Annotated in this window: 20 protein-coding genes; 17 read left to right on the top strand and 3 right to left on the bottom strand. The window is 45.5% G+C overall.

The features are described 5' to 3' along the window. Positions 1–140: 140 nt before the first annotated feature. Positions 141–1,319 carry a 2-octaprenyl-3-methyl-6-methoxy-1,4-benzoquinol hydroxylase gene (locus tag R7P80_RS28395; protein ID WP_047102050.1) on the bottom strand — a complete coding sequence of 393 codons (1,179 nt, stop codon included), beginning with the start codon at positions 1,317–1,319 and terminating at the stop codon, positions 141–143. Positions 1,320–1,576: 257 nt separating this feature from the next. Here R7P80_RS28395 and miaB point away from each other — a divergent pair, with 257 nt between their 5' ends. The 5 genes from miaB to lnt all read left to right on the top strand — a co-directional run bounded on the left by miaB (position 1,577) and on the right by lnt (position 7,195). Further along, positions 1,577–3,001: a tRNA (N6-isopentenyl adenosine(37)-C2)-methylthiotransferase MiaB gene (gene miaB / locus R7P80_RS28390; RefSeq protein ID WP_005373038.1), complete on the top strand. Its 1,425-nt coding sequence runs from the start codon at positions 1,577–1,579 to the stop codon at positions 2,999–3,001. Between the two features lie 73 nt (positions 3,002–3,074). Beyond that, positions 3,075–4,172 (top strand): PhoH family protein, encoded by a 1,098-nt coding sequence (locus R7P80_RS28385; protein WP_005373033.1) that lies wholly within the window; start codon positions 3,075–3,077, stop codon positions 4,170–4,172. Between the two features lie 2 nt (positions 4,173–4,174). After that, complete coding sequence (gene ybeY, locus R7P80_RS28380) at positions 4,175–4,639, top strand: rRNA maturation RNase YbeY (protein WP_005373030.1); 465 nt, start codon at positions 4,175–4,177, stop codon at positions 4,637–4,639. Between the two features lie 105 nt (positions 4,640–4,744). Then, positions 4,745–5,644 carry a CNNM family magnesium/cobalt transport protein CorC gene (gene corC / locus R7P80_RS28375; protein ID WP_005384118.1) on the top strand — a complete coding sequence of 300 codons (900 nt, stop codon included), beginning with the start codon at positions 4,745–4,747 and terminating at the stop codon, positions 5,642–5,644. Positions 5,645–5,677: 33 nt separating this feature from the next. Then, positions 5,678–7,195 carry an apolipoprotein N-acyltransferase gene (lnt, locus tag R7P80_RS28370; protein WP_225492192.1) on the top strand — a complete coding sequence of 506 codons (1,518 nt, stop codon included), beginning with the start codon at positions 5,678–5,680 and terminating at the stop codon, positions 7,193–7,195. Positions 7,196–7,279: 84 nt separating this feature from the next. Here the strand turns inward: lnt and R7P80_RS28365 are convergent, their stop codons facing one another. Then, positions 7,280–7,750: a zinc ribbon-containing protein gene (locus tag R7P80_RS28365; RefSeq protein ID WP_005373024.1), complete on the bottom strand. Its 471-nt coding sequence runs from the start codon at positions 7,748–7,750 to the stop codon at positions 7,280–7,282. Positions 7,751–7,903: 153 nt separating this feature from the next. Between R7P80_RS28365 and leuS the strand changes: the two genes are divergently transcribed. The 12 genes from leuS to lipA all read left to right on the top strand — a co-directional run bounded on the left by leuS (position 7,904) and on the right by lipA (position 20,437). Next, the gene (leuS, locus tag R7P80_RS28360; RefSeq protein WP_005384121.1) at positions 7,904–10,477 is read left to right on the top strand and encodes a leucine--tRNA ligase; all 2,574 of its coding nucleotides are present in this window, start codon (positions 7,904–7,906) and stop codon (positions 10,475–10,477) included. Positions 10,478–10,629: 152 nt separating this feature from the next. Then, a complete protein-coding gene (gene lptE / locus R7P80_RS28355) occupies positions 10,630–11,169 on the top strand; it encodes an LPS assembly lipoprotein LptE (protein ID WP_005373019.1) in 540 nt (179 codons plus the stop codon). Positions 11,170–11,174: 5 nt separating this feature from the next. Further along, complete coding sequence (gene holA, locus R7P80_RS28350) at positions 11,175–12,194, top strand: DNA polymerase III subunit delta (protein ID WP_017635667.1); 1,020 nt, start codon at positions 11,175–11,177, stop codon at positions 12,192–12,194. A gap of 88 nt (positions 12,195–12,282) precedes the next feature. Then, positions 12,283–12,600 carry a ribosome silencing factor gene (gene rsfS, locus R7P80_RS28345; protein WP_005373015.1) on the top strand — a complete coding sequence of 106 codons (318 nt, stop codon included), beginning with the start codon at positions 12,283–12,285 and terminating at the stop codon, positions 12,598–12,600. A 4-nt stretch (positions 12,601–12,604) separates the two neighbouring features. Beyond that, positions 12,605–13,075, top strand: coding sequence for a 23S rRNA (pseudouridine(1915)-N(3))-methyltransferase RlmH (gene rlmH, locus R7P80_RS28340; protein ID WP_017821762.1), 471 nt, complete (start codon positions 12,605–12,607; stop codon positions 13,073–13,075). 29 nt (positions 13,076–13,104) lie between these two features. Beyond that, a complete protein-coding gene (gene mrdA / locus R7P80_RS28335; RefSeq protein ID WP_005384126.1) occupies positions 13,105–15,021 on the top strand; it encodes a penicillin-binding protein 2 in 1,917 nt (638 codons plus the stop codon). After that, positions 15,021–16,142 carry a rod shape-determining protein RodA gene (rodA, locus tag R7P80_RS28330; RefSeq protein WP_225492190.1) on the top strand — a complete coding sequence of 374 codons (1,122 nt, stop codon included), beginning with the start codon at positions 15,021–15,023 and terminating at the stop codon, positions 16,140–16,142. Before mrdA ends, rodA begins: the two co-directional genes overlap by 1 nt. 2 nt (positions 16,143–16,144) lie before the next feature. Further along, positions 16,145–16,948 carry a septal ring lytic transglycosylase RlpA family protein gene (locus R7P80_RS28325; RefSeq protein WP_017635670.1) on the top strand — a complete coding sequence of 268 codons (804 nt, stop codon included), beginning with the start codon at positions 16,145–16,147 and terminating at the stop codon, positions 16,946–16,948. 91 nt (positions 16,949–17,039) lie between these two features. Continuing rightward, on the top strand, positions 17,040–18,218 hold the full coding sequence (locus tag R7P80_RS28320) for a serine hydrolase (protein ID WP_005384132.1): 1,179 nt from the start codon (positions 17,040–17,042) through the stop codon (positions 18,216–18,218). Positions 18,219–18,357: 139 nt separating this feature from the next. Continuing rightward, entirely contained in the window at positions 18,358–18,636 is a 279-nt protein-coding gene (gene ybeD, locus R7P80_RS28315; protein ID WP_005384135.1) for a DUF493 family protein YbeD, read from the top strand. Between the two features lie 176 nt (positions 18,637–18,812). Next, positions 18,813–19,475 carry a lipoyl(octanoyl) transferase LipB gene (gene lipB, locus R7P80_RS28310; RefSeq protein WP_005384137.1) on the top strand — a complete coding sequence of 221 codons (663 nt, stop codon included), beginning with the start codon at positions 18,813–18,815 and terminating at the stop codon, positions 19,473–19,475. Then, positions 19,472–20,437 (top strand): lipoyl synthase, encoded by a 966-nt coding sequence (gene lipA, locus R7P80_RS28305; protein WP_005391329.1) that lies wholly within the window; start codon positions 19,472–19,474, stop codon positions 20,435–20,437. Before lipB ends, lipA begins: the two co-directional genes overlap by 4 nt. A 461-nt stretch (positions 20,438–20,898) precedes the next feature. Here the strand turns inward: lipA and glyA are convergent, their stop codons facing one another. Then, positions 20,899–22,149, bottom strand: coding sequence for a serine hydroxymethyltransferase (glyA, locus tag R7P80_RS28300; RefSeq protein WP_005381985.1), 1,251 nt, complete (start codon positions 22,147–22,149; stop codon positions 20,899–20,901). Between the last annotated feature and the right edge of the window lie 198 nt (positions 22,150–22,347).

Genomic DNA, 22,347 nt, shown 5'->3' with positions numbered 1-22,347 from the left:
AGCAAGGACGATGGTAGCAGAGTCCGTAGATATCTATAATCAAATGAGGCCTCATACGGCTTTAAAATACAAAACGCACGATGAAGTACATCGAGCGTTTTAGTTAAAAAGTGTCAACCCATATCAGGACGGGTCACTTACTACATACCTAACGCGTATTTCAGTACTTGAGCCTTAATTGGCCCTGAGTTTTCAGCAAGCTTCAATGCAGCATTACGTACGAACTTCAATGGCCCTAGATCGTTGCTAAAACCTTTATAGAAAAAGTCCATGCCCGTCTGCATGAGTAAGTTGTCAGGTCGACGTGCGCGTTCGTATTTCGCGAGTAAGGTATCTTCCAGCTTTTCTTGTTGTTCTGTTACCGAAAGGAGAACGTCTACATCTTTGAAGCCTAAGTTTACCCCTTGCCCTGCAAGCGGGTTGATCGTATGGGCAGAGTCACCCACTAACACGCAATTTTTGCTTGAGTAGCTTTGCGCATGACGACGAGTGAGTGGGAATGAGCCAAACTGTAAAACTTCAATATCGCCTAATTCAGCAGGGAAATGACGTAAAATTTCTTCTCTTAGTTGAGGTTTACTCATCGCACACAGTTGTTTAATACGTTTAGGCGAGTCATACCAAACCAAAGAACCTTGGCCTACTACTTGACCATCGTCGTTACTCAAAGAGCACAGAGGTAAAAATGAACGTGGGCCTGAAGGTGTAAATTGTTGCCAAGTAATATCTTGCTGAGGCAATTCTGTTTTCACGTTAATCAACATGCAGTGTTGTCGGTAATCCCACGCAGTTACACCAATTCCAGCCAATTGACGAACTTTAGAGTTTGCACCATCAGCACCAATCACCCAGTTAGCTTCAAACTGCTCCCCACTTTCTAGTGTCACAAGATTTACATCTGCAAACTCAATGGCTTTTAATCGCTCAGGACACATCACGGTTAGATTTTCATACTGAGAGAAGACTTGCCAAAGACCTAATTGGATTAGGCGATTTTCAACGATGTAACCTAGCTGATCCAATGACAATTCATCAGAGTGAAAACGAGTACGGCACTCTGGGTGCTCCCAAGTTTCTAACCGCCGATAAGGACAAACTCGCATGCTCTTGATCTCTGACCATGCTCCGAGTGAATCAAGTAACTCCACCGACTGGTGCGAGATTGCAGATACACGAATATCCATCGCCTGAGCGGCATCAAAAACTTTAGGTTTTGTACCTTCAACCAAGACAACGCTTCTGCCCTGCTTGGCAAATCCAACAGCGACGGCTGCCCCGACCATACCGCCACCGATCACGGCGATGTCATACTTGTTCATTTTTCACTCTTCATCGTGCTGATTAATTGGCGTTTTTTATTGTACTTTCCATGGCTATTTTTACAAAATTGTTTAACAAAAAACCTTGTTCTGCATAGGGCGAAAAACTAGATTTCATCAGGCTTTGCAGAGAATTAGCTAGATCACTAGTCAGGTGCTTTTTAAAGCAGTACAATACGCCGCTTACCGCCGTGATGGCGGCTATAATTTGAGCAATAGCTCTCCGATTTAAGTACAACTGAACGAGCGAAAGTGAGATGAGTAAGAAACTGCTAATTAAAACCTGGGGCTGCCAGATGAACGAATACGATTCATCAAAAATGGCCGACCTGCTTAATGCTGCAAACGGCTACGAGCTGACGGAAGAGCCAGAGGAAGCAGACGTACTTCTACTTAACACCTGTTCGATCCGTGAAAAAGCGCAAGAGAAAGTTTTCCACCAGTTAGGCCGCTGGAAAACACTAAAAGATAAAAAACCTGGCGTAGTTATCGGTGTAGGTGGTTGTGTAGCAACGCAAGAAGGTGACCATATTCGTGAACGTGCACCATACGTTGACGTTATTTTTGGCCCACAAACTTTGCACCGCCTACCTGAGATGATCAAACAATCTCAGTCCGATGATGCACCAGTTATGGACATTTCGTTCCCAGAGATCGAAAAATTCGACCGCCTACCTGAACCTCGCGCTGAAGGTGCGACAGCATTCGTTTCTATTATGGAAGGCTGCTCTAAGTACTGTACTTACTGTGTCGTACCGTACACTCGTGGTGAAGAAGTAAGCCGTCCAATGGATGACGTACTGTTCGAAATCGCCCAACTTGCTGAACAAGGCGTACGTGAAGTAAACCTTCTGGGTCAAAACGTAAACGCGTACCGTGGTCCTATGCACGATGGTGAGATATGTTCATTTGCAGAACTGCTTCGTTTGGTTGCGTCTATCGATGGTATCGACCGTATTCGTTTCACGACGAGCCACCCGTTAGAATTCACAGACGACATCATCGCAGTATACGAAGATACGCCAGAACTTGTGAGCTTCCTGCACTTACCTGTGCAAAGTGGTAGTGACCGTATCCTAACGATGATGAAACGCCCTCACACCGCTATCGAATACAAATCGATCATCCGTAAACTGCGTAAAGCTCGTCCTGATATCCAAATCAGTTCAGACTTTATTGTTGGTTTCCCTGGTGAGACAGACAAAGACTTCCAAGACACCATGAAGCTAATCAAAGATGTAGACTTTGACATGAGCTTCAGCTTTATTTTCTCTCCACGTCCAGGTACGCCGGCAGCGGATTACCCTTGTGATGTGTCAGAACAAGTGAAGAAAGAGCGCCTTTACGAACTACAGCAAACTATCAATGCTCAAGCGATGCGTTACTCTCGCTTAATGCTTGGCACAGAACAACGTGTTCTAGTTGAAGGTCCTTCGAAGAAAAACCTAATGGAACTACGCGCTCGTACAGAAAACAACCGTGTAGTAAACTTTGAAGGTAGTGCAGACCTAATTGGTCAGTTCGTTGATGTGAAGATCGTAGACGTATTTGCAAACTCACTGCGTGGTGAGCTAGTACGTACTGAAAAAGACATGGATCTTCGTAGTGTGATTTCCCCAACGCAGATGATGGCGAAAACACGTCGCGAAGATGAGCTGGGTGTAGCTACTTTTACGCCGTAAGCTCGTATAAATAGCCATAGAGAGCCTGGTCGTTATCAGGCTCTCACTAAGTGGCAAAAAATGAGAGGCAACATTGAGCAATAAAATCGTAACTCTAGAAATTAACCTAGAACCTTCAGACAACCGCCGACTAGCTAGCCTGTGCGGTCCATTCGATGACAACATCAAGCATTTAGAACGCCGCCTAGGCGTTGAAATTAACCACCGTAGTGACCACTTTACGATTGTCGGTAAACCTCATACCGCATCAGCTGCGCTGGATATCCTGAAAACTCTATATGTTGATACCGCACCTGTACGAGGTGAGATCCCAGATATTGAGCCTGAGCAAATCCATCTAGCGATCAAAGAGTCTGGTGTTCTTGAGCAGAATACTGAGTCTAATATCGAGCATGGTAAAGAAGTCTTCGTCAAAACCAAGAAAGGTGTGATCAAACCACGTACGCCAAACCAAGCGCAGTACTTGGTTAACATGGTCACGCATGATATTTCTTTTGGTATTGGCCCGGCTGGTACAGGTAAAACCTACCTTGCTGTAGCAGCAGCTGTTGACGCACTAGAGCGCCAAGAGATCCGTCGTATTCTACTTACTCGTCCAGCGGTTGAAGCTGGTGAGAAATTGGGCTTCCTACCTGGTGATTTAAGCCAGAAAGTCGACCCATACCTACGTCCGCTATACGACGCCCTATTTGAAATGCTGGGCTTTGAGCGCGTAGAGAAGCTGATTGAACGTAACGTGATTGAGGTCGCCCCTCTTGCTTACATGCGTGGTCGTACTCTAAACGACGCCTTCATCATTCTTGATGAGAGTCAAAACACCACTGTTGAGCAGATGAAGATGTTCCTAACACGTATTGGTTTTAACTCTCGCGCGGTTATCACTGGTGATGTCACGCAGATTGACTTACCTCGTGGTGCGAAATCGGGTCTTCGTCATGCTATTGAAGTACTAAGCGAAGTTGACGACATCAGCTTTAACTTCTTCTTGGCCGACGACGTTGTACGTCACCCTGTGGTTGCTCGTATCGTTAACGCGTACGAGAAGTGGGAAGCACAAGACCAGAAAGAGCGTAAAGAGTTCGAGAAACGCCGTCGTGAAGAACGCGATGCGAAGTTACTAGAAGCAGCAAAAGCCGAACTGAATGCACAAGTTGCTTCAACTAAGGAATAACCATGGCGATTGAACTTGATCTGCAACTGGCAGTCGAAAATGAAGAAGGTTTGCCTTCGCAGCAAGATTTCCAATTGTGGCTAGATAAGACCATTCCTCTCTTCCAACCACAAGCCGAAGTCACCATTCGTATTGTTGATGAACAAGAAAGTCATACGCTCAACCATGAGTATCGCGGCAAAGATAAACCAACTAATGTGTTGTCATTTCCATTTGAAGCACCTCCTGGTATGGAAATAGATTTACTTGGTGATTTGATTATTTGCCGCCAAGTTGTTGAAAAAGAGGCGGTTGAACAGAGCAAGCCTCTGCTAGCACATTGGGCGCATATGGTTGTACATGGCAGCTTGCATCTGCTAGGTTATGATCATATAGAGGATGACGAAGCCGAAGAGATGGAGTCCCTCGAAACCGAAATCATGCAAGGTATGGGTTATGAAGATCCTTACATTGCTGAAAAAGAGTAGCTATTGGCCACTCGACAGGGAAAGGCGAACCACCTAAATGACTCTCGTGTTCGCCTCTCTATGTGTGCTATCACACTTCTGATAGCGTTACTTAATTGAGAAACAATGAACGAAGATAATTCTCCCTCTTCTAACGAAGATAAGAAAGAAAAGGCAGAAGGTCCGAGTAGAAAGTCCTTCTTTGAACGTCTAGGTCAACTATTTCAGGGCGAACCAAAAGATCGCCAAGAGCTTGTGGATGTTATCCGCGACTCTGAAGTTAACGACCTGATTGACCATGACACTCGCGATATGCTCGAAGGTGTTATGGAAATCTCCGAAATGCGTGTGCGTGACATTATGATCCCGCGTTCGCAAATGGTTACAGTTGAGCGTACTCACGACCTTGATACCTTGGTTGCTTTGATTACCGATGCTCAACACTCTCGCTACCCTGTGATCAGCGAAGATAAAGACCATGTGGAAGGCATACTTCTAGCGAAGGACTTACTTAAATACTTAGGCTCAGGCAGTAATCCATTTGATATCGAAGAAGTCATTCGACCAGCGGTTGTGGTACCGGAAAGTAAACGCGTTGATCGACTGCTGAAAGAATTCCGTGAAGAACGTTATCATATGGCCATTGTTGTCGATGAATTCGGTGGTGTTTCTGGTCTTGTGACCATTGAAGATATCCTTGAGGAAATCGTCGGGGATATTGAAGATGAATTCGATGAAAGTGAAGAGACGGACATTCGTAAGCTGAGCAAGCATACGTTTGCTGTCAGAGCGCTGACAACCATCGAAGAGTTTAATGAGACATTCGGAACCAACTTCAGCGATGAGGAAGTTGATACCGTTGGTGGTATGGTCATGACTGCCTTTGGTCACTTACCTTCTCGTGGTGAACTGGTTGAAATTGAAGGCTACAACTTCAAAGTCACCGCTGCCGATAACCGTCGTGTCATTCAACTCCAAGTGACGATCCCAGACGAAGAAACCCTGGTTGAAGCCACTCAAGAGTAACGCGATACCCATTGGGAATCTCAGAAAATTACAATGATGAATGAACTCTTTCATCGCCTTAAGCGGCCCTTAGTGGCCGCTTTTGTTGGCGCCTCTACTACACTCGCTTTCGCTCCTTACCAGCTGTGGCCTATTGCCATTCTTAGCCCAGCAATTCTACTGATTCTTCTTGCTAACCAAACTCCGAAACGCGCACTATGGATTGGTTATGCTTGGGGGTTAGGTCAATTTGCAACTGGCGTTAGCTGGGTTTACGTCAGTATCTCCGGTTTTGGCGGTATGCCGCTCATTGCCAATTTATTTTTAATGGGCTTACTTGTTGCCTACTTGGCTGTTTATTCAGGCTTATTTGCTTGGCTCAACAACAAGCTGTTTCCTCAATTTACGCTCACAAAAGCACTTCTCGCTGCACCTGCTTTATGGCTGATCAGTGATTGGTTGCGTGGTTGGGTGATGACCGGCTTCCCTTGGTTATGGCTAGGCTATAGCCAGATAGATGCTCCACTCGCAAGCTTTGCACCAATTGGCGGCGTAGAACTGCTTACTCTATTTATCCTTATCAGCGCAGGGGCGTTAGCCTATGCATGGATTCATAAGCAGTGGCTGGTGGCGATTATCCCTGCGGTGCTACTCAGTACTGGCTTTGGGATTCGCAACTACGATTGGGTAACACCCCGACCAGAAGACACGACTAAGCTCGCGCTGATTCAAGGTAACGTAGACCAAAACCTAAAGTGGCTACCAAGTCAACGCTGGCCAACCATCATGAAGTACGCTGACTTAACTCGTGAAAACTGGGATGCTGACATTATCGTTTGGCCAGAAGCAGCAATTCCCGCTTTTGAAATTGAAGTGCCTTCATTTTTGAGCAATATCGACAGCGCTGCAAAAATGAATAACAGCGCAATCATCACCGGTGTCGTCAACCAAGCTGAAGATCGACAGTTCTACAACAGTATTCTGTCCCTCGGCATCACACCATACGGTGACTACAGCTTCGATTTAAGCGAACGTTACCATAAGCATCACCTACTACCGTTTGGTGAGTTTGTACCATTTGAAGATATTTTGCGCCCATTAGCGCCATTCTTTAACCTACCGATGTCATCGTTTAGCCGTGGGGCTTTTGTGCAGCCAAACATCGTTGCGAATGGCATGCACATGGCACCAGCGCTTTGCTATGAGATCATCTTTAATGAGCAAGTGCGTCAAAATGTGACTGACGAAACAGACTTCATTCTAACGCTTTCAAACGATGCATGGTTTGGTCACTCTATCGGCCCTCTTCAGCATATGGAGATCGCCCGTATGCGTGCCTTAGAGTTGGGCAAACCGCTCATCCGCTCGACTAACAATGGATTAACAGCGGTAACCGATCACAAGGGTAAAATCGTTGAGCAAGTTCCGCAGTTTGAAACTGCAGTACTGCGCGCAGAGCTCACCCCAACCGATGGGAAAACGCCATATCGAATCGTTGGTACTTGGCCATTGTATATTTGGGTAGGGTTAAGTTTAGCGCTGGCTTTCGGTTTAAGAAGAAAACAGAGCTGATAACAGCTTGAAAGTAGAAAAGACAAAAAAGAGGCGACTAAGCCTCTTTTTTATTCATTGCATTATACAGTCGTTACTCGCCATTTATGGCTTTAATGACTGACGAGTAAAGCCTTTGTGACCACATTTAATACACGGAATGATTACAGTTGGGTGGTTATACGTTGTCTTGTGACCACACTCATCACAGACTAAAGTGCCTAAGCCTATCACCTCTCCTGCTTCATATAGCCCTTGATGCTCTAAGTCATCGAACAACTCAACCCACTCAACTTTAGTTCGGTCAGTAATCTCTAACAGCCCTTGCCATATCGAGTCCGCAATCGTTAAGTAAAACGGGCCGCTTTTGCTATCCTCGTAACTCTCTGAAAACTCTTTTAAGTCTGCTTTAAGGTACGCTTTGATTAAAGCCAATTCATCTTTGGTCAAGTCATTAGCAGCATCCACCACTTTGCCCGACGTCTCAATCGCTTTGTTAACTTCTTCCGGACTGTGCTTCAAGGTTTCAATCACATCCTCGAGCATTTCCTCATAACCTGTTTTACGTTTAGGCATAACTGACCTCCATCTTTCTCCTACCTGCGTCACTTAAGGGCGCATGGGTACAGATTGGCTATTGTTGTGATCCCTAGCTTTAGGTATTCTATGACGATCTATTTAAGTCTGTTCTAACCGAACTCACAAATTCCAAGATAACGGATACCATCGATGCAAGAACAATACAACCCACAAGATATTGAACAAAAAGTTCAAAAGCACTGGGATGACAACAAAACCTTTGTTGTAAGTGAAGACCCAAATAAAGAAAAATTCTACTGTCTGTCCATGTTCCCATACCCAAGTGGTCGACTGCACATGGGTCACGTGCGCAACTACACTATCGGTGATGTAGTATCTCGTTTCCAACGCCTACAAGGCAAAAACGTGATGCAACCAATCGGTTGGGACGCATTCGGTCTACCTGCAGAAAACGCAGCAGTAAAAAACAAAACTGCGCCAGCACCTTGGACTTACGAAAACATCGAATACATGAAGAACCAACTTAAGCTTCTAGGCTTTGGTTACGATTGGAACCGTGAATTCGCAACATGTACACCGGAGTACTACCGCTGGGAACAAGAGTTCTTCACTAAACTTTACGAGAAAGGTTTAGTTTACAAAAAGACTTCTTCTGTTAACTGGTGTCCTAACGACCAAACTGTTCTTGCAAACGAGCAGGTTGAAGACGGTTGTTGCTGGCGTTGTGATACGCCTGTAGAGCAAAAAGAAATCCCTCAATGGTTCATCAAAATCACTGAGTACGCTCAAGAGCTACTAGACGACCTAGATAAGCTTGAAGGTTGGCCTGAAATGGTAAAAACCATGCAGCGCAACTGGATTGGTCGTTCTGAAGGTGTTGAACTGAAGTTTGAAGTTAAGGGTCAACAAGACCTAGAAGTTTACACAACACGTCCAGATACGCTAATGGGTGTGACTTACGTGGGTATCGCAGCCGGCCACCCTCTTGCAGCTCTTGCAGCAGAGAACAATCCAGAGCTTGCAGCGTTTATCGACGAATGTAAGAACAACAAGGTTGCAGAAGCTGAGCTAGCGACAATGGAGAAGAAAGGTATGGCAACTGGCCTTACTGCTATTCATCCATTGAACGGCCGCGAAGTACCAGTATACGTAGCAAACTTCGTACTGATGGACTACGGTACAGGCGCGGTAATGGCTGTACCTGCACACGACCAACGTGACTACGAGTTCGCAACGAAGTACGGTCTAGACATCGTGCCAGTTATCAAGCCTGCTGATGGCAGCGAGCTAGACATCTCTGAAGCGGCATATACAGAGAAAGGTGTACTGTTCGATTCAGGTGAATTCGATGGCCTAGAATTCCAAGCGGCGTTCGATGCAATTGCAGCGAAGCTAGAAGCAGAGGGCAAAGGCACTAAGACTGTAAACTTCCGTCTACGCGACTGGGGTGTATCTCGTCAACGTTACTGGGGCGCACCAATCCCAATGGTAACGACTGAAGACGGTGAAGTTCACCCAGTACCTGCTGACCAACTACCAGTGATTCTTCCAGAAGACGTGGTAATGGACGGCGTAACGAGCCCAATCAAAGCAGACAAAGAGTGGGCGAAGACAACCTTTAACGGCGAACCTGCTCTACGTGAGACAGATACGTTCGATACGTTCATGGAATCTTCTTGGTACTACGCGCGTTACTGTTCACCACAAGCGGACGACATCCTAGACCCAGAAAAAGCAAACTACTGGCTACCAGTAGATCAGTACATCGGTGGTATCGAGCACGCTTGTATGCACCTACTGTACTCACGCTTCTTCCACAAACTACTGCGCGATGCGGGTTACGTAACGTCTGACGAACCGTTCAAGCAACTACTGTGTCAAGGCATGGTACTGGCTGATGCGTTCTACTTCGAGAACGAGAAAGGCGGCAAAGAGTGGGTAGCTCCAACAGACGTAGCCGTTGAACGTGATGGTAAAGGCCGCATTACTTCTGCTAAAGACACTGAAGGTCGTGATGTAACGCACTCAGGCATGATCAAGATGTCTAAGTCTAAGAACAACGGTATCGACCCTCAAGAAATGGTAGACAAGTACGGCGCTGACACAGTACGTCTATTCATGATGTTCGCGTCTCCAGCGGACATGACACTTGAATGGCAAGAGTCTGGCGTAGAAGGTGCGAACCGCTTCCTAAAACGTGTTTGGAAACTAGTGAAAGAGCACACAGCGAAAGGCGCAGCAGAAGCAGTAGATACCTCAGCGCTTTCTGGTGATCAAAAAGCACTTCGCCGCGACGTTCACAAAACTATCGCGAAAGTGACGGACGATATCGCTCGTCGTCAAACATTCAACACCGCGATCGCAGCGATCATGGAGCTGATGAACAAACTAGCGAAAGCGCCTCAAGAATCTGCGCAAGATCGTGCAATCCTTGACGAAGCACTGAAAGCTATTGTTGTCATGCTTTACCCTATTACTCCGCATATCTCATACGAGCTATGGGCAGCACTAGGTGAAACAGACATTGATAACGCGGCATGGCCAACGTTTGACGAAAAAGCGCTAGTTGAAGACGAAAAAACTATCGTTGTTCAAGTTAACGGTAAGCTACGTGCGAAGCTAACAGTCCCAGCGGATATCTCTAAAGACGATATCGAACAGCTTGGTCTAAACGACGAAAACGTGGTTAAGTTCACTGATGGCCTGACTATTCGTAAAGTTATTTACGTTCCAGGTAAACTGCTGAACATCGTTGCAAACTAATCACAGCTTGCAATTTGTCTCTGTTTAGCGAACTTATTTGTTAACCAAGAGTCATTAAACAGGGTAGTTCGCTACCCTGTTTATTTACCTCAAACCATTCACATGAGTGGTTTAAGGTAAATAACCCCTTCAATTTAGGATGAATACAATCAATGCGCTTTTTCTCTTTGATTAAACTACCAGTGGTATTGGTATTAGCGGGGCTTCTTTCTGCCTGTGGTTTTCACCTTCGCGGCGAGTATTCCGTACCGGAAGAGCTGCACACTATGTCTTTCTCCAGCTACGATGAATACAGTGAATTAACTCGCTATGTTCGCTCTCAACTCGAACTGAACAAAGTTGAACTTGTTCAACCATCATCGACGGTACCCAACCTTCATTTGACGGAAGCGACAATCGATGAGCGTACACTATCGCTTTATCAAAATAGCCGTGCAGCAGAAAAAGAGCTGACATACGTAGTAAAATACCGTGTGACAATTCCTGGCTATGGCTCTAAAAACTTTACGACAACAGTAAACCGCAACTACCTAGACAACCCGTTGACGGCACTTGCAAAATCTGTTGAACGTGACGTAATTGAAGACGAGATGCGCTTGCAAGCTGCAAAACAGATGATGCGCCAGTTGGGCCGTATTCGTGCCGAATATGAAGCAGGACAAATCTCTGAGCCAGCGAACACAAACTCTTAATCACTATGCGAATTTATGCCGATAAATTAACGGATCATTTAACTAAACACGTTAAACAGGTTTACCTAATCTTTGGTAATGAGCCGTTACTGATTCAAGAGAGCCGCCAAGCAATCCAAAAGGCAGCGTTTCAACAAGGTTTTGAGGAAAAACACCGTTTTGCGGTAGACGCAAGCATCGACTGGAATCAAGTTTACGATTGCTTCCAAGCGATGAGCCTGTTCTCAAACCGTCAATTGATCGAGCTTGAAATTCCAGAGAGTGGCGTGACAACCGCCGTCAGCAAAGAGCTGCAAACACTGTGTGATATGCTGCATGATGACATCATGCTCGTCATTGTTGGTAGCAAACTGACCAAAGCCCAAGAAAATGCGAAATGGTTCAAAGCATTAAGCTCAAAAGGCGACTGGGTAAGCTGTTTGTCGCCAGATCTACAACGCTTACCTATGTTCATTCAGGCACGTTGCCGCACGTTGGGCCTAAAACCCGATCAACAATCACTGCAAATGTTGGCTCAATGGCATGAAGGTAACCTATTTGCATTGACACAAAGCTTAGAGAAATTGGCCCTACTCTACCCGGATGGTGAGCTGACCATCATACGTTTAGAGGAAGCCCTAAGTCGCCATAACCACTTCACTACCTTTAACTGGATCGACGCCTTACTGGCAGGTAAAGCAAACCGTGCACAACGTATTCTTCGCCAACTTGAGGCGGAAGGGGTTGAGACCGTGATCTTGATTCGAAGTGTACAAAAAGAGTTGAGCCAACTTTTAAATATGCATCAAGACTTAACTCAAATGGGAATGAACCAGGTATTTGAGAAATATCGAGTTTGGCAAAACAAGCGTCCACTCTATAACGCAGCACTGGCCCGCTTATCAGCGAGTCGTATTTGTGCATTGCTCTCCTTGTTGGCTCAAGCCGAGATAAAAGCCAAAACTCAGTATGACGAGTCTGTATGGCCAACTATTCATCAGTTGAGCTTAGAAACCTGCTCTCCTGATATTAAGCTGGCAATTTAAAAATCAAAGCGTGATATAGTGCGCGACCTGTTTTGCAAGCAAGAATGTAAAACACTGTAGAGATAAGAGACAAACCGAGGAAAACCGAGTGCTTCGCGAAGAACTGAAAGACTTTTTAGCTGATAAAGCCGACGACATGAAAGCGGAAGACATTATCGTCCTAAATGTGGAAGATAAATCAAGCGTGACAGATTACATGATCATCTGTACTGGTACATCCAAACGCCACGTTTCATCCATCGCTGACCATGTTGCAACAGAGGTGAAAAAAGCCGGTCTTGAGCCACTAGGAATGGAAGGTGAAAACGAAGGTGAATGGGTAGTCCTTGATATGGGCGACGCCATGCTTCACGTGATGCAAGAAGAGCACCGCGAACTCTACCAGCTAGAAAAACTCTGGGGTTAATCTTTTGAAAATTCAACTAATTGCTGTTGGCACAAAAATGCCAAAATGGGTTGAGGAAGGCTTTCAAGAATATCGTCGCCGTTTCCCGCATGATATGCCGTTGGAGTTGATTGAAATCTCTGCTGGCAAGCGTGGTAAGAATGCCGATATCGCTCGCATCCTGCAAAAAGAAGGGGAAGCGATGCTCGCTGCGGTACCAAAAGGCAACCGTATCGTCACGTTAGATATCCCAGGTAAAAAATGGGACACTCCTCAACTCGCTGAGCAGTTAGAAGCTTGGAAATTAGATGGCCGTGATGTATCAATATTAATCGGCGGTCCTGAAGGACTCGCTCCTGCATGCAAAGCTGCAGCAGACCAAAGCTGGTCATTGTCTGCCTTAACGCTACCCCACCCTCTAGTGCGTATCGTAATGGCAGAAAGCTTGTACCGAGCGTGGAGCATCACCGCTAACCACCCTTATCATCGCGAATAATCGTTGTTTAACTTTAGAGCCAAGCGTTAATGATTCGTAAACGCCGCAGTCAAATCCGAGATTATCAAGCCGAAGCGCGTCTGTTTGCCAGCCGCGCTATTGTTGCTTTTATCGGCATTGTTGTCTTGATGGGAGCTCTGGTTGCCAACATGTACAACATTCAGGTGAACCAGTTTCAAGACTATCAAACCCGCTCGAACGATAACCGCATCAAAGTGGTGCCTATCGCGCCTAACCGAGGTCTAATTTATGACCGAAATGGCGTTTTACTGGCAGAGAACCGTCCCGTCTTTAACTTAGAACTGACCCCAGAAAAAATTAAAGACATTGATGCAACCATCCAAGAATTACAAACTATTCTGGAAATTACACCAGACCAGATTGAACGTTTCCACCACGAGCGTAAACGGACTCGTCGATTTAAATCGGTCCCACTGCTTACCCAACTGAACGAAAAACAAGTAGCGGTATTCTCCGTCAATCAGTACCGCTTTCCAGGTGTGGAAATAAGTGCGACCTTAAAGCGCTACTACCCTTTCAGCGAAGTCTTAACCCACGTGATTGGGTATGTTTCTCGAATTAATGATCGCGACATGCAACGCCTGATCCGAGAAGAAAAAGACGCAAACTATCAAGCCACTCGCGACATTGGTAAGCTGGGTATTGAAAAATACTACGAAGACCTCTTACACGGTACAGCCGGATATCAAGAAGTCGAGGTAAACAGCCGCGGCCGAGTAATTCGTACCTTAAAGTACGTTCCACCTGTACCCGGAAAAGACATCGTTTTAAACCTTGATATCAACTTGCAGTTGTACGTACACCAATTGTTGGACGGCCGCCGAGGCAGTGCTGTAGTAATCGATCCTAGAGACAACGGCGTACTGGCTATGGTTTCAAGCCCTAGCTACGATCCTAACTCGTTCGTGCACGGAATCTCAGGTAAAGATTATCGCGCCCTTTTGAACGATAAAAACCGTCCTTTGGTCAACCGCACTACACTTGGCATTTACCCTCCGGCCTCTACCATCAAACCATTTATGGCGGTAGCCGCGCTGCAAGAAGGTGTCGTCACACCTAACACCACACGAAATGATCCTGGTTATTGGCGCATACCAAACTCTAACACACGTCCGTTCCGGGACTGGTTGCGTTGGGGACACGGACGCGTCGATATCATTAAGTCGATCGAAGAGTCTGTTGATACCTTCTACTATCAAATCGCTTATGACATGGGCATTGACCGTATTTCGAATTGGATGATGATGTTCGGTTTTGGTGATTACACTGGCATTGATATCTACGAAGAAAGTAAGGCGAACATGCCGACTCGTGACTGGAAAATGTCTCGCCATAAAACCCCGTGGTATAAAGGTGATACGATCCCTGTAGGTATCGGCCAAGGATATTGGACAGCAACACCAATGCAAATCGCCAAAGCAACCTCCGTATTAGTAAACGAGGGAGAAGTGATCGCACCTCACTTGCTCAAAGCGACGATAGAAAATGGTAACGACTTCGAAGAGCAGCAAACGACAGAATACGTGACTTACCCACCAATCAAGAATGTGCCTAAAAAGTACTGGGATATGGCGAAAGAAGGCATGCGTCGGGTAAACCATGGCACGCGCGGAACAGCTCGTCGCTCATTCTACAAAATGAATTATGAAACAGCGGGTAAATCAGGTACTGCACAGGTCTTCGGTCTGGGTGAAAACGAAGAGTACAACGCCGATGAGATCGCCGAGCACTTACGTGACCATGCGTTATTTACTGGCTTTGCACCATTTGATGATCCTAAAGTGGTCGTCACTGTAGTACTAGAAAATGCCGGTGGTGGTTCTAGTAACGGTGCCCCAGTAGTAAGGAAAATTTTTGACCGAGTCGTTCTTGGCCCAGAAGAAATTGAGCCTGAAAACAATGCGAAGAAAGAGGTAAAACAGTAATGAAGATGGATCCCTCTACAGGTAAAAATCGCGCCCTGTTTGAACGCTTCCATATCGACTTACCACTCCTACTTGGCATACTGGCCCTGATGGGGTTTGGCCTGGTGATCATGTACAGCGCCAGTGGCCAAAGTTTACTGATGATGGATCGCCAAGCCATGCGAATGGTGCTTTCACTCGTTGTGATGCTCGTCCTTGCACAGCTTTCTCCACGAACTTACGAAAGCTTGGCACCTTTGATGTTCGTTGGTGGCGTTATACTGCTTTTCGGCGTGCTGTTTTTCGGTGAAGCATCGAAAGGCGCGCAGCGTTGGCTTAACCTCGGTTTTGTGCGCTTTCAACCGTCAGAGCTATTGAAGCTCGCGGTGCCATTAATGGTGGCTCGCTATGTTGGTAGACAGCCCCTTCCACCAACGCTAAAAACACTCATTATTGCACTGATTATGGTCTGCTTACCAACCATTCTCATTGCAAAACAGCCTGACTTAGGTACCTCGATCCTGATCGCGGCTTCCGGTATTTTTGTTATCTTCCTCGCCGGCATTAGCTGGAAAATAATTGCTGGTGCTGCGATTGCATTAGGTGGTTTCATTCCAATTCTGTGGTTTTTCTTGATGCGAGAGTATCAAAAAGTGCGAGTTCGTACTCTATTTAACCCGGAGTCTGATCCGCTAGGAGCGGGTTACCACATTATTCAGAGTAAAATTGCGATTGGCTCCGGCGGTATTTCCGGCAAAGGTTGGTTGCAAGGTACGCAGTCACAACTAGAATTTCTTCCTGAACGACACACTGACTTTATCTTTGCAGTAATTGCTGAAGAATGGGGTATGATTGGCTTCCTTTGCCTTTTAGCCATCTATCTATTTATTATTGGACGAGGTTTATATCTCGCCAGCCAAGCGCAAACCGCATTTGGACGAATGATGGCAGGCAGTATTGTACTCAGCTTCTTCGTGTATATTTTTGTAAATATTGGCATGGTAAGTGGCATCCTACCTGTAGTAGGTGTACCGTTGCCACTCATCAGTTATGGCGGCACATCAATGGTAACCTTGATGGCTGGTTTTGGTATTCTGATGTCGATTCATACGCACCGAAAAGCATTCTCTAAGGCGACCTAGACATGCAAAAACGCGCTTTATATTCCTTGGTTTTCTCTGCTCTTATTTTGGCAGGCTGTTCATCAACTAGCCAAAAAGAACAAGAAGGCCGTTACGAACTCGAATCCGATGTTGCACCGGATACACCGCTTTCAGTCGAACACATCGAGGATGCGCATCCTAAATATGAACCGTACAGCCTAGGTGGGAACAAAGATTACCACTTACGTGGCAAAGACTACAAAATAGTTCGCAATGCGAAAGGCTTTAAAGAAAAAGGCCGAGCATCTTGGTATGGGAAAAAATTCCAAGGTCATTTGACTTCTAATGGCGAAATCTATGACATGTACTCAATGACGGCAGCGCATAAAACGCTACCGTTACCAAGTTACGTAAAAGTTACCAATACTGACAACGGCAAAACCACCATAGTACGAGTTAATGACCGAGGTCCTTTTCACGATGGCCGTATCATTGATTTAAGCTATGCCGCCGCGCACAAGTTAGATGTCATAAAAACAGGCACCGCGAACGTGGAAATTGAAGTGATCAGTATCAATCAGCCCACGGATAAAAAGTCATTAGAAGCGCACCCTAGGTACGTTATTCAAGTGGCATCATCAAAAAATGAAGAACGCGCGCGAACTTTAGGTACCGAGCTTGGTCAAAAATTGGATACAGAAACTTTCCTAGAGAGTGCGAAAGAGTCTTATCGCTTGTTGTTAGGGCCATTTACTGACTATTCCCTGACGCAAGCCACATTAGATAAAGTAAAGTTGCTCGGCTATTCGTCTGCATTTATTAAAAAACACAACACTGCCAAATGACCTCGTGTCATGAATTTCTCTTTGATCCCCCTCTTACATAACTAGGGATTCTGATAAGATGTCTGCAGTTAACCCAAAAATTTGAATTACCATGAATAAAAATAAGTTTGTGAAATCTATTCTCGTTTCTTCGGTTGCCCTTTCTGCAACTTTCGCTCAATCTGCTCTTGCATCACCTATCGTTGTTCCAGATGCCCCTCAAATCGCGGCGAAGGGCTACGTGCTGATGGATTACCATTCAGGTAAAGTACTGGCAGAGAAAGAGATGAACACAAAATTGTCTCCAGCTAGTCTGACTAAGATGATGACCAGCTATGTAATCGGCCAAGAGCTAGCGCGTGGTAATATCTCAGAAGATGATGATGTCACCATCAGTAAAAATGCGTGGGCGAAAAACTTCCCTGATTCATCAAAGATGTTCATTGAAGTAGGCACAACAGTTAAAGTACGTGACCTGAACCGAGGTATCATCGTCCAGTCAGGTAACGATGCCTGTGTTGCGATGGCAGAACATATTGCAGGTTCAGAAGATGCATTTGTTGACCTAATGAACGCTTGGGCCAACACATTGGGTATGACTAACTCGCACTTTGCCAACGTTCATGGCTTAGATAACGCAGAATTGTACTCAACACCATACGACATGGCACTGCTAGGTAAAGCACTTATCCGTGACGTACCAAATGAGTACCGAGTGTACTCAGAGAAGAAATTTACTTACAACGGCATCACCCAATACAACCGTAACGGTCTACTTTGGGATAAGAGCATGAACGTTGACGGCATCAAAACGGGTCACACAAGTAATGCGGGTTACAGCCTAGTAAGTTCAGCAACTGAAGGTCAAATGCGCTTGGTTGCGGTCGTTATGGGTACTAAAGATGCCAATGCTCGTAAGTCAGAAAGCAAAAAGCTGCTAAGCTACGGCTTCCGTTTCTTCGAAACAGTGGCACCGCACAAAGCAGGTGAAACGTTCGTAGAAGAAAAAGTGTGGATGGGTAACAAAGACACCGTAGCACTGGGTCTTGACCAAGATACTTACGTAACACTACCGCGTGGTGAAGCGAAAAACCTAAAAGCAAGCTTCGTCCTTGAAAAAGAGCTAGAAGCCCCAATTAATAAAGGTGATGTAGTTGGTAAGCTATACTATCAGATCGATGGTGAAGATATTGCCGAGTACCCACTAATGGCACTAGAAACCGTAGAGCAAGGTAGTCTATTTAGCCGCATGTGGGATTACATCGTATTGTTATTCAAGAGCTTCTTCTAAAAAGAACATTAGAGTAGCAAATTTATTCGCAAAGCCGCCTGAATGGGCGGCTTTTTAAGTTTGAGCTCCTCGTCTTGAGTTCCCCCTAATTTGACTGTACTATTTCGCACCGCAACGAATATCTACTGGAGTTATCGATATGCTAACCATCAACTCTGATGCAAAATTAAAAGACCTGCTTGAGTTCCCTTGTTCATTTACTTACAAGGTAATGGGTCATGCAAAGCCTGAACTTCCAGAGCTTGTTCTTGAAGTTATTCAGCGCCATGCTCCAGGTGACTACAGCCCGACCGTTAAACCAAGTGCTAAGGGCAACTACCACTCTGTGTCAATCAACATTACTGCAACCTCTATCGAGCAGGTTGAGACACTGTACAAAGAGTTAGGTGAAATTGACATCGTACGCATGGTTCTATAATTTTTTGATATATTAAATTTTTTTTGAAAGCAGCCTTGGCTGCTTTCTTTTTATTTATCAAAGAGATAACGAGGCTTTACATCGCTTTCAGTTAAAAATCTGTTACGCAGCGGTAGAGCATCAGGGTTATCCGGTTTATAATCCAAAAACTTTATATATTAGCAACAGGAATTCCCATGCAACACCAACTTGTTGTAAAACGACTTGGCCGCCAAGACTATGAGCCTGTATGGAAGGCGATGCATGAGTTCACCGACCAACGCACAGAAGAAACCCGTGATGAAGTCTGGTTGGTAGAACATAACCCAGTATTTACGCAAGGACAGGCAGGTAAAGCTGAGCACTTGATTAACACTGGCGATATTCCTGTTGTACAAAGTGATCGCGGAGGTCAGGTTACGTATCATGGCCCTGGTCAGTTGGTCGCCTACTTCTTGATCAACCTACGCCGCAAAAAATTAGGTGTACGAGATCTCGTTACCACAATCGAGAACCTCGTGATCAACACGCTAAAAGCATACAATATTGACTCAGCCGCGCGACCTGACGCACCAGGTGTCTACGTTGCCGGTAAGAAAATATGCTCTCTCGGTTTACGCATTCGTAAAGGATGCTCGTTTCATGGTTTAGCCTTGAACGTAAATATGGATTTAACACCGTTTCTGCGTATTAACCCTTGTGGTTATGAAGGTATGGAAATGGTTCAGGTCAGCCAATTTGGCGGCCCAGACAATGTAGAAGCCGTAGAAAAACAATTAATAGAAGAACTCGTTACTTTGCTCGATTATGAGCAAGTAGAATTCAGCACAGAAGCACCTTCTCAAGGTAATAAAGCATGAGCAAACCAATCCAGATGGAAAAAGGCGTTAAATATCGTGACGCCGATAAAATGGCATTGATTCCCGTAAAGAACATGCCTACAGAGCAGAAAGAAGTGCTACGTAAGCCTGATTGGATGAAGATCAAGCTACCAGCCGACAGCCAACGAATTCAAGACATCAAAGCGGCAATGCGTAAGAATAAACTTCACTCCGTATGTGAAGAAGCATCTTGCCCGAACCTAGCGGAATGTTTTAACCACGGTACAGCAACCTTCATGATCTTAGGTGCTATTTGTACTCGTCGTTGTCCTTTCTGTGACGTTGCTCATGGCCGTCCATTACCACCGGAAGCAGAAGAGCCTCAAAAACTGGCGAAAACCATTGCCGATATGAAGCTGAAATACGTAGTAATCACTTCTGTTGACCGTGACGATCTGCGTGACGGCGGTGCACAACACTTTGCCGATTGTAACCGCGAGATCCGTGCGTTAAACCCGCATATTAAGATTGAAACACTGGTTCCTGACTTCCGTGGTCGCATGGATGTAGCGCTTGATCTAATGAAAGACAATCCGCCAGATGTCTTCAACCACAACTTAGAAACCGCGCCACGTCTTTACCGTAAAGCTCGCCCAGGTGCGAACTACAAATGGTCACTTGAGCTCCTTAAGAAGTTCAAAGAGCAGCATCCCGATGTACCGACCAAGTCTGGTTTGATGATGGGCCTTGGTGAAACCAAAGAAGAAATCATCGAAGTACTGAAAGATCTACGCGCACACGGCGTAACGATGCTGACTCTAGGCCAGTACCTAGCGCCAAGCCGTCACCACTTGCCAGTAGAACGTTACGTTCCACCATCAGAGTTTGACGAGCTAAAAGAAGTTGCACTAGAACTTGGCTTCACGCATGCAGCGTGTGGTCCATTTGTTCGCTCTTCTTACCATGCCGATATGCAGGCTCAAGGTATCGAGATTAAATAAGCTCTCGCTTGTTTTGAAAAGCTTGTTTTGAAAAGAAAGGTTGGCTCAGTGCCAACCTTTTTTGCATCTGGCAAATGATGATAAAAAGCCATTCTACCACCGTCATTCTGAACAGCGAGGAACGAGCGTGATTCAGAATCTGTTTTCAGAATACTGATGATTTTTAGGGAAACTCTGAGTAAAAGAGTGTGCCTCAACAAGATTCCTGATCTCGCCTAGGCTCGTCGGAATGACGTGGTTTGGATATATTGAAAAGGGACAGTGTTGGTAGCCACCCCCTTATCACACACTCTCGCTATATCTCATTCCAAACGCCAGACAAACAAAAAAGGCCCTCAATTGAGGACCTTTAGTATATCAATGTTCAAAATAGACGAGTCGAGTTCTAGGAGAACACACGGAGTTTACGCGAGCAAATGAGTATGTTCGACACCGAAATCGACTCATTCTATGAAGAACAGTTAGGCGTAAACCGGTAGACGCTTACAAATTTCTAGCACTTTCTGTTTAGTCGCTTCGATAACTTCTTCGTTGCCGATGTTATCTAGAACGTCACACATCCAGTTTGCTAGCTCTTTTGCATCTTCTTCAGTGAAGCCACGGCGAGTGATCGCTGGCGTACCTACACGGATACCAGACGTTACGAATGGGCTGCGTGGGTCATTTGGTACTGAGTTCTTGTTTACAGTGATGTTTGCTGCACCTAGTGCCGCGTCTGCGTCTTTACCAGTGATATCTTTGTCGATTAGGTCAACAAGGAACAAGTGGTTTTCTGTACCGTTAGATACGATTTTGTAGCCACGCTCTTGGAACTGACCAACCATTGCTTTTGCGTTTTTCACTACGCGAGCTTGATAAGCTTTGAACTCTGGCTCCATCGCTTCTTTGAACGCTACTGCTTTACCAGCGATAACGTGCATTAGAGGGCCACCTTGACCACCAGGGAACACTGCTGAGTTCAATTTCTTGTACATATCTTCGCCAGCATTTGACAAGATAAGACCACCGCGAGGACCTGCTAGTGTTTTGTGCGTCGTTGTTGTTACCACGTGAGCATGCGGTACTGGTGTTGGGTATTCACCGGCAGCGATAAGACCAGCTACGTGCGCCATATCAACAAATAAGTAAGCACCTGCTTTGTCAGCGATTTCACGCATGCGTTTCCAATCAACGATTTGCGAGTAAGCAGAGAAACCACCGATGATCATCTTAGGTTTGTGTTCAAGTGCTAGCTGTTCCATCTCATCGTAGTTGATTTGACCAGCTTCATCGATACCGTAAGGGATAACGTTGTAGTGCTTACCAGAGAAGTTTACTGGTGAACCGTGAGTTAGGTGACCACCGTGCGCTAGGCTCATGCCTAAAACTGTATCGCCTGGGTTAAGAAGCGCCATGTAAACTGCGCTGTTTGCTTGAGAACCTGAGTGAGGCTGTACGTTAGCGTACTCACAACCAAATAGTTGGCATGCACGCTCAATTGCTAGTGCTTCAGCTTTATCTACGTACTCACAACCGCCGTAGTAACGCTTACCTGGGTAGCCTTCAGCGTATTTGTTCGTTAGCTGAGAACCTTGCGCTTCCATTACACGTGGGCTTGTGTAGTTTTCAGAAGCGATAAGTTCAATGTGTTCTTCCTGGCGAAGAGTTTCTTCCTGGATAGCTGCGAACAGTTCCGCATCGTAATCTGCGATGTTCATATCACGCTTAAGCATCTGTATCTCCTGACTCAGATTAGTACTGAAAGTTGCAAAAAAACTGTTGAATGACCCGACGCAAACGTTTTCGTCACCCTAATGGCGCGCATTCTACATAATTTGATTTAGGTCATAAAGAGAAATTTACAATTTTTCTCATGCAGTTTTTTCATGATGACAAGCAATGTTTATCATGCCAGCATTGCAATCGCATAA

It is taken from the genome of Vibrio sp. 2092, from assembly GCF_033339635.1.
In the GTDB taxonomy this organism is placed as follows: Bacteria; Pseudomonadota; Gammaproteobacteria; order Enterobacterales; family Vibrionaceae; genus Vibrio; species Vibrio alginolyticus.
The sequence above is the reverse complement of the archived record's forward strand: the minus strand, read 5'-3'. Positions and strand labels throughout refer to the sequence as shown.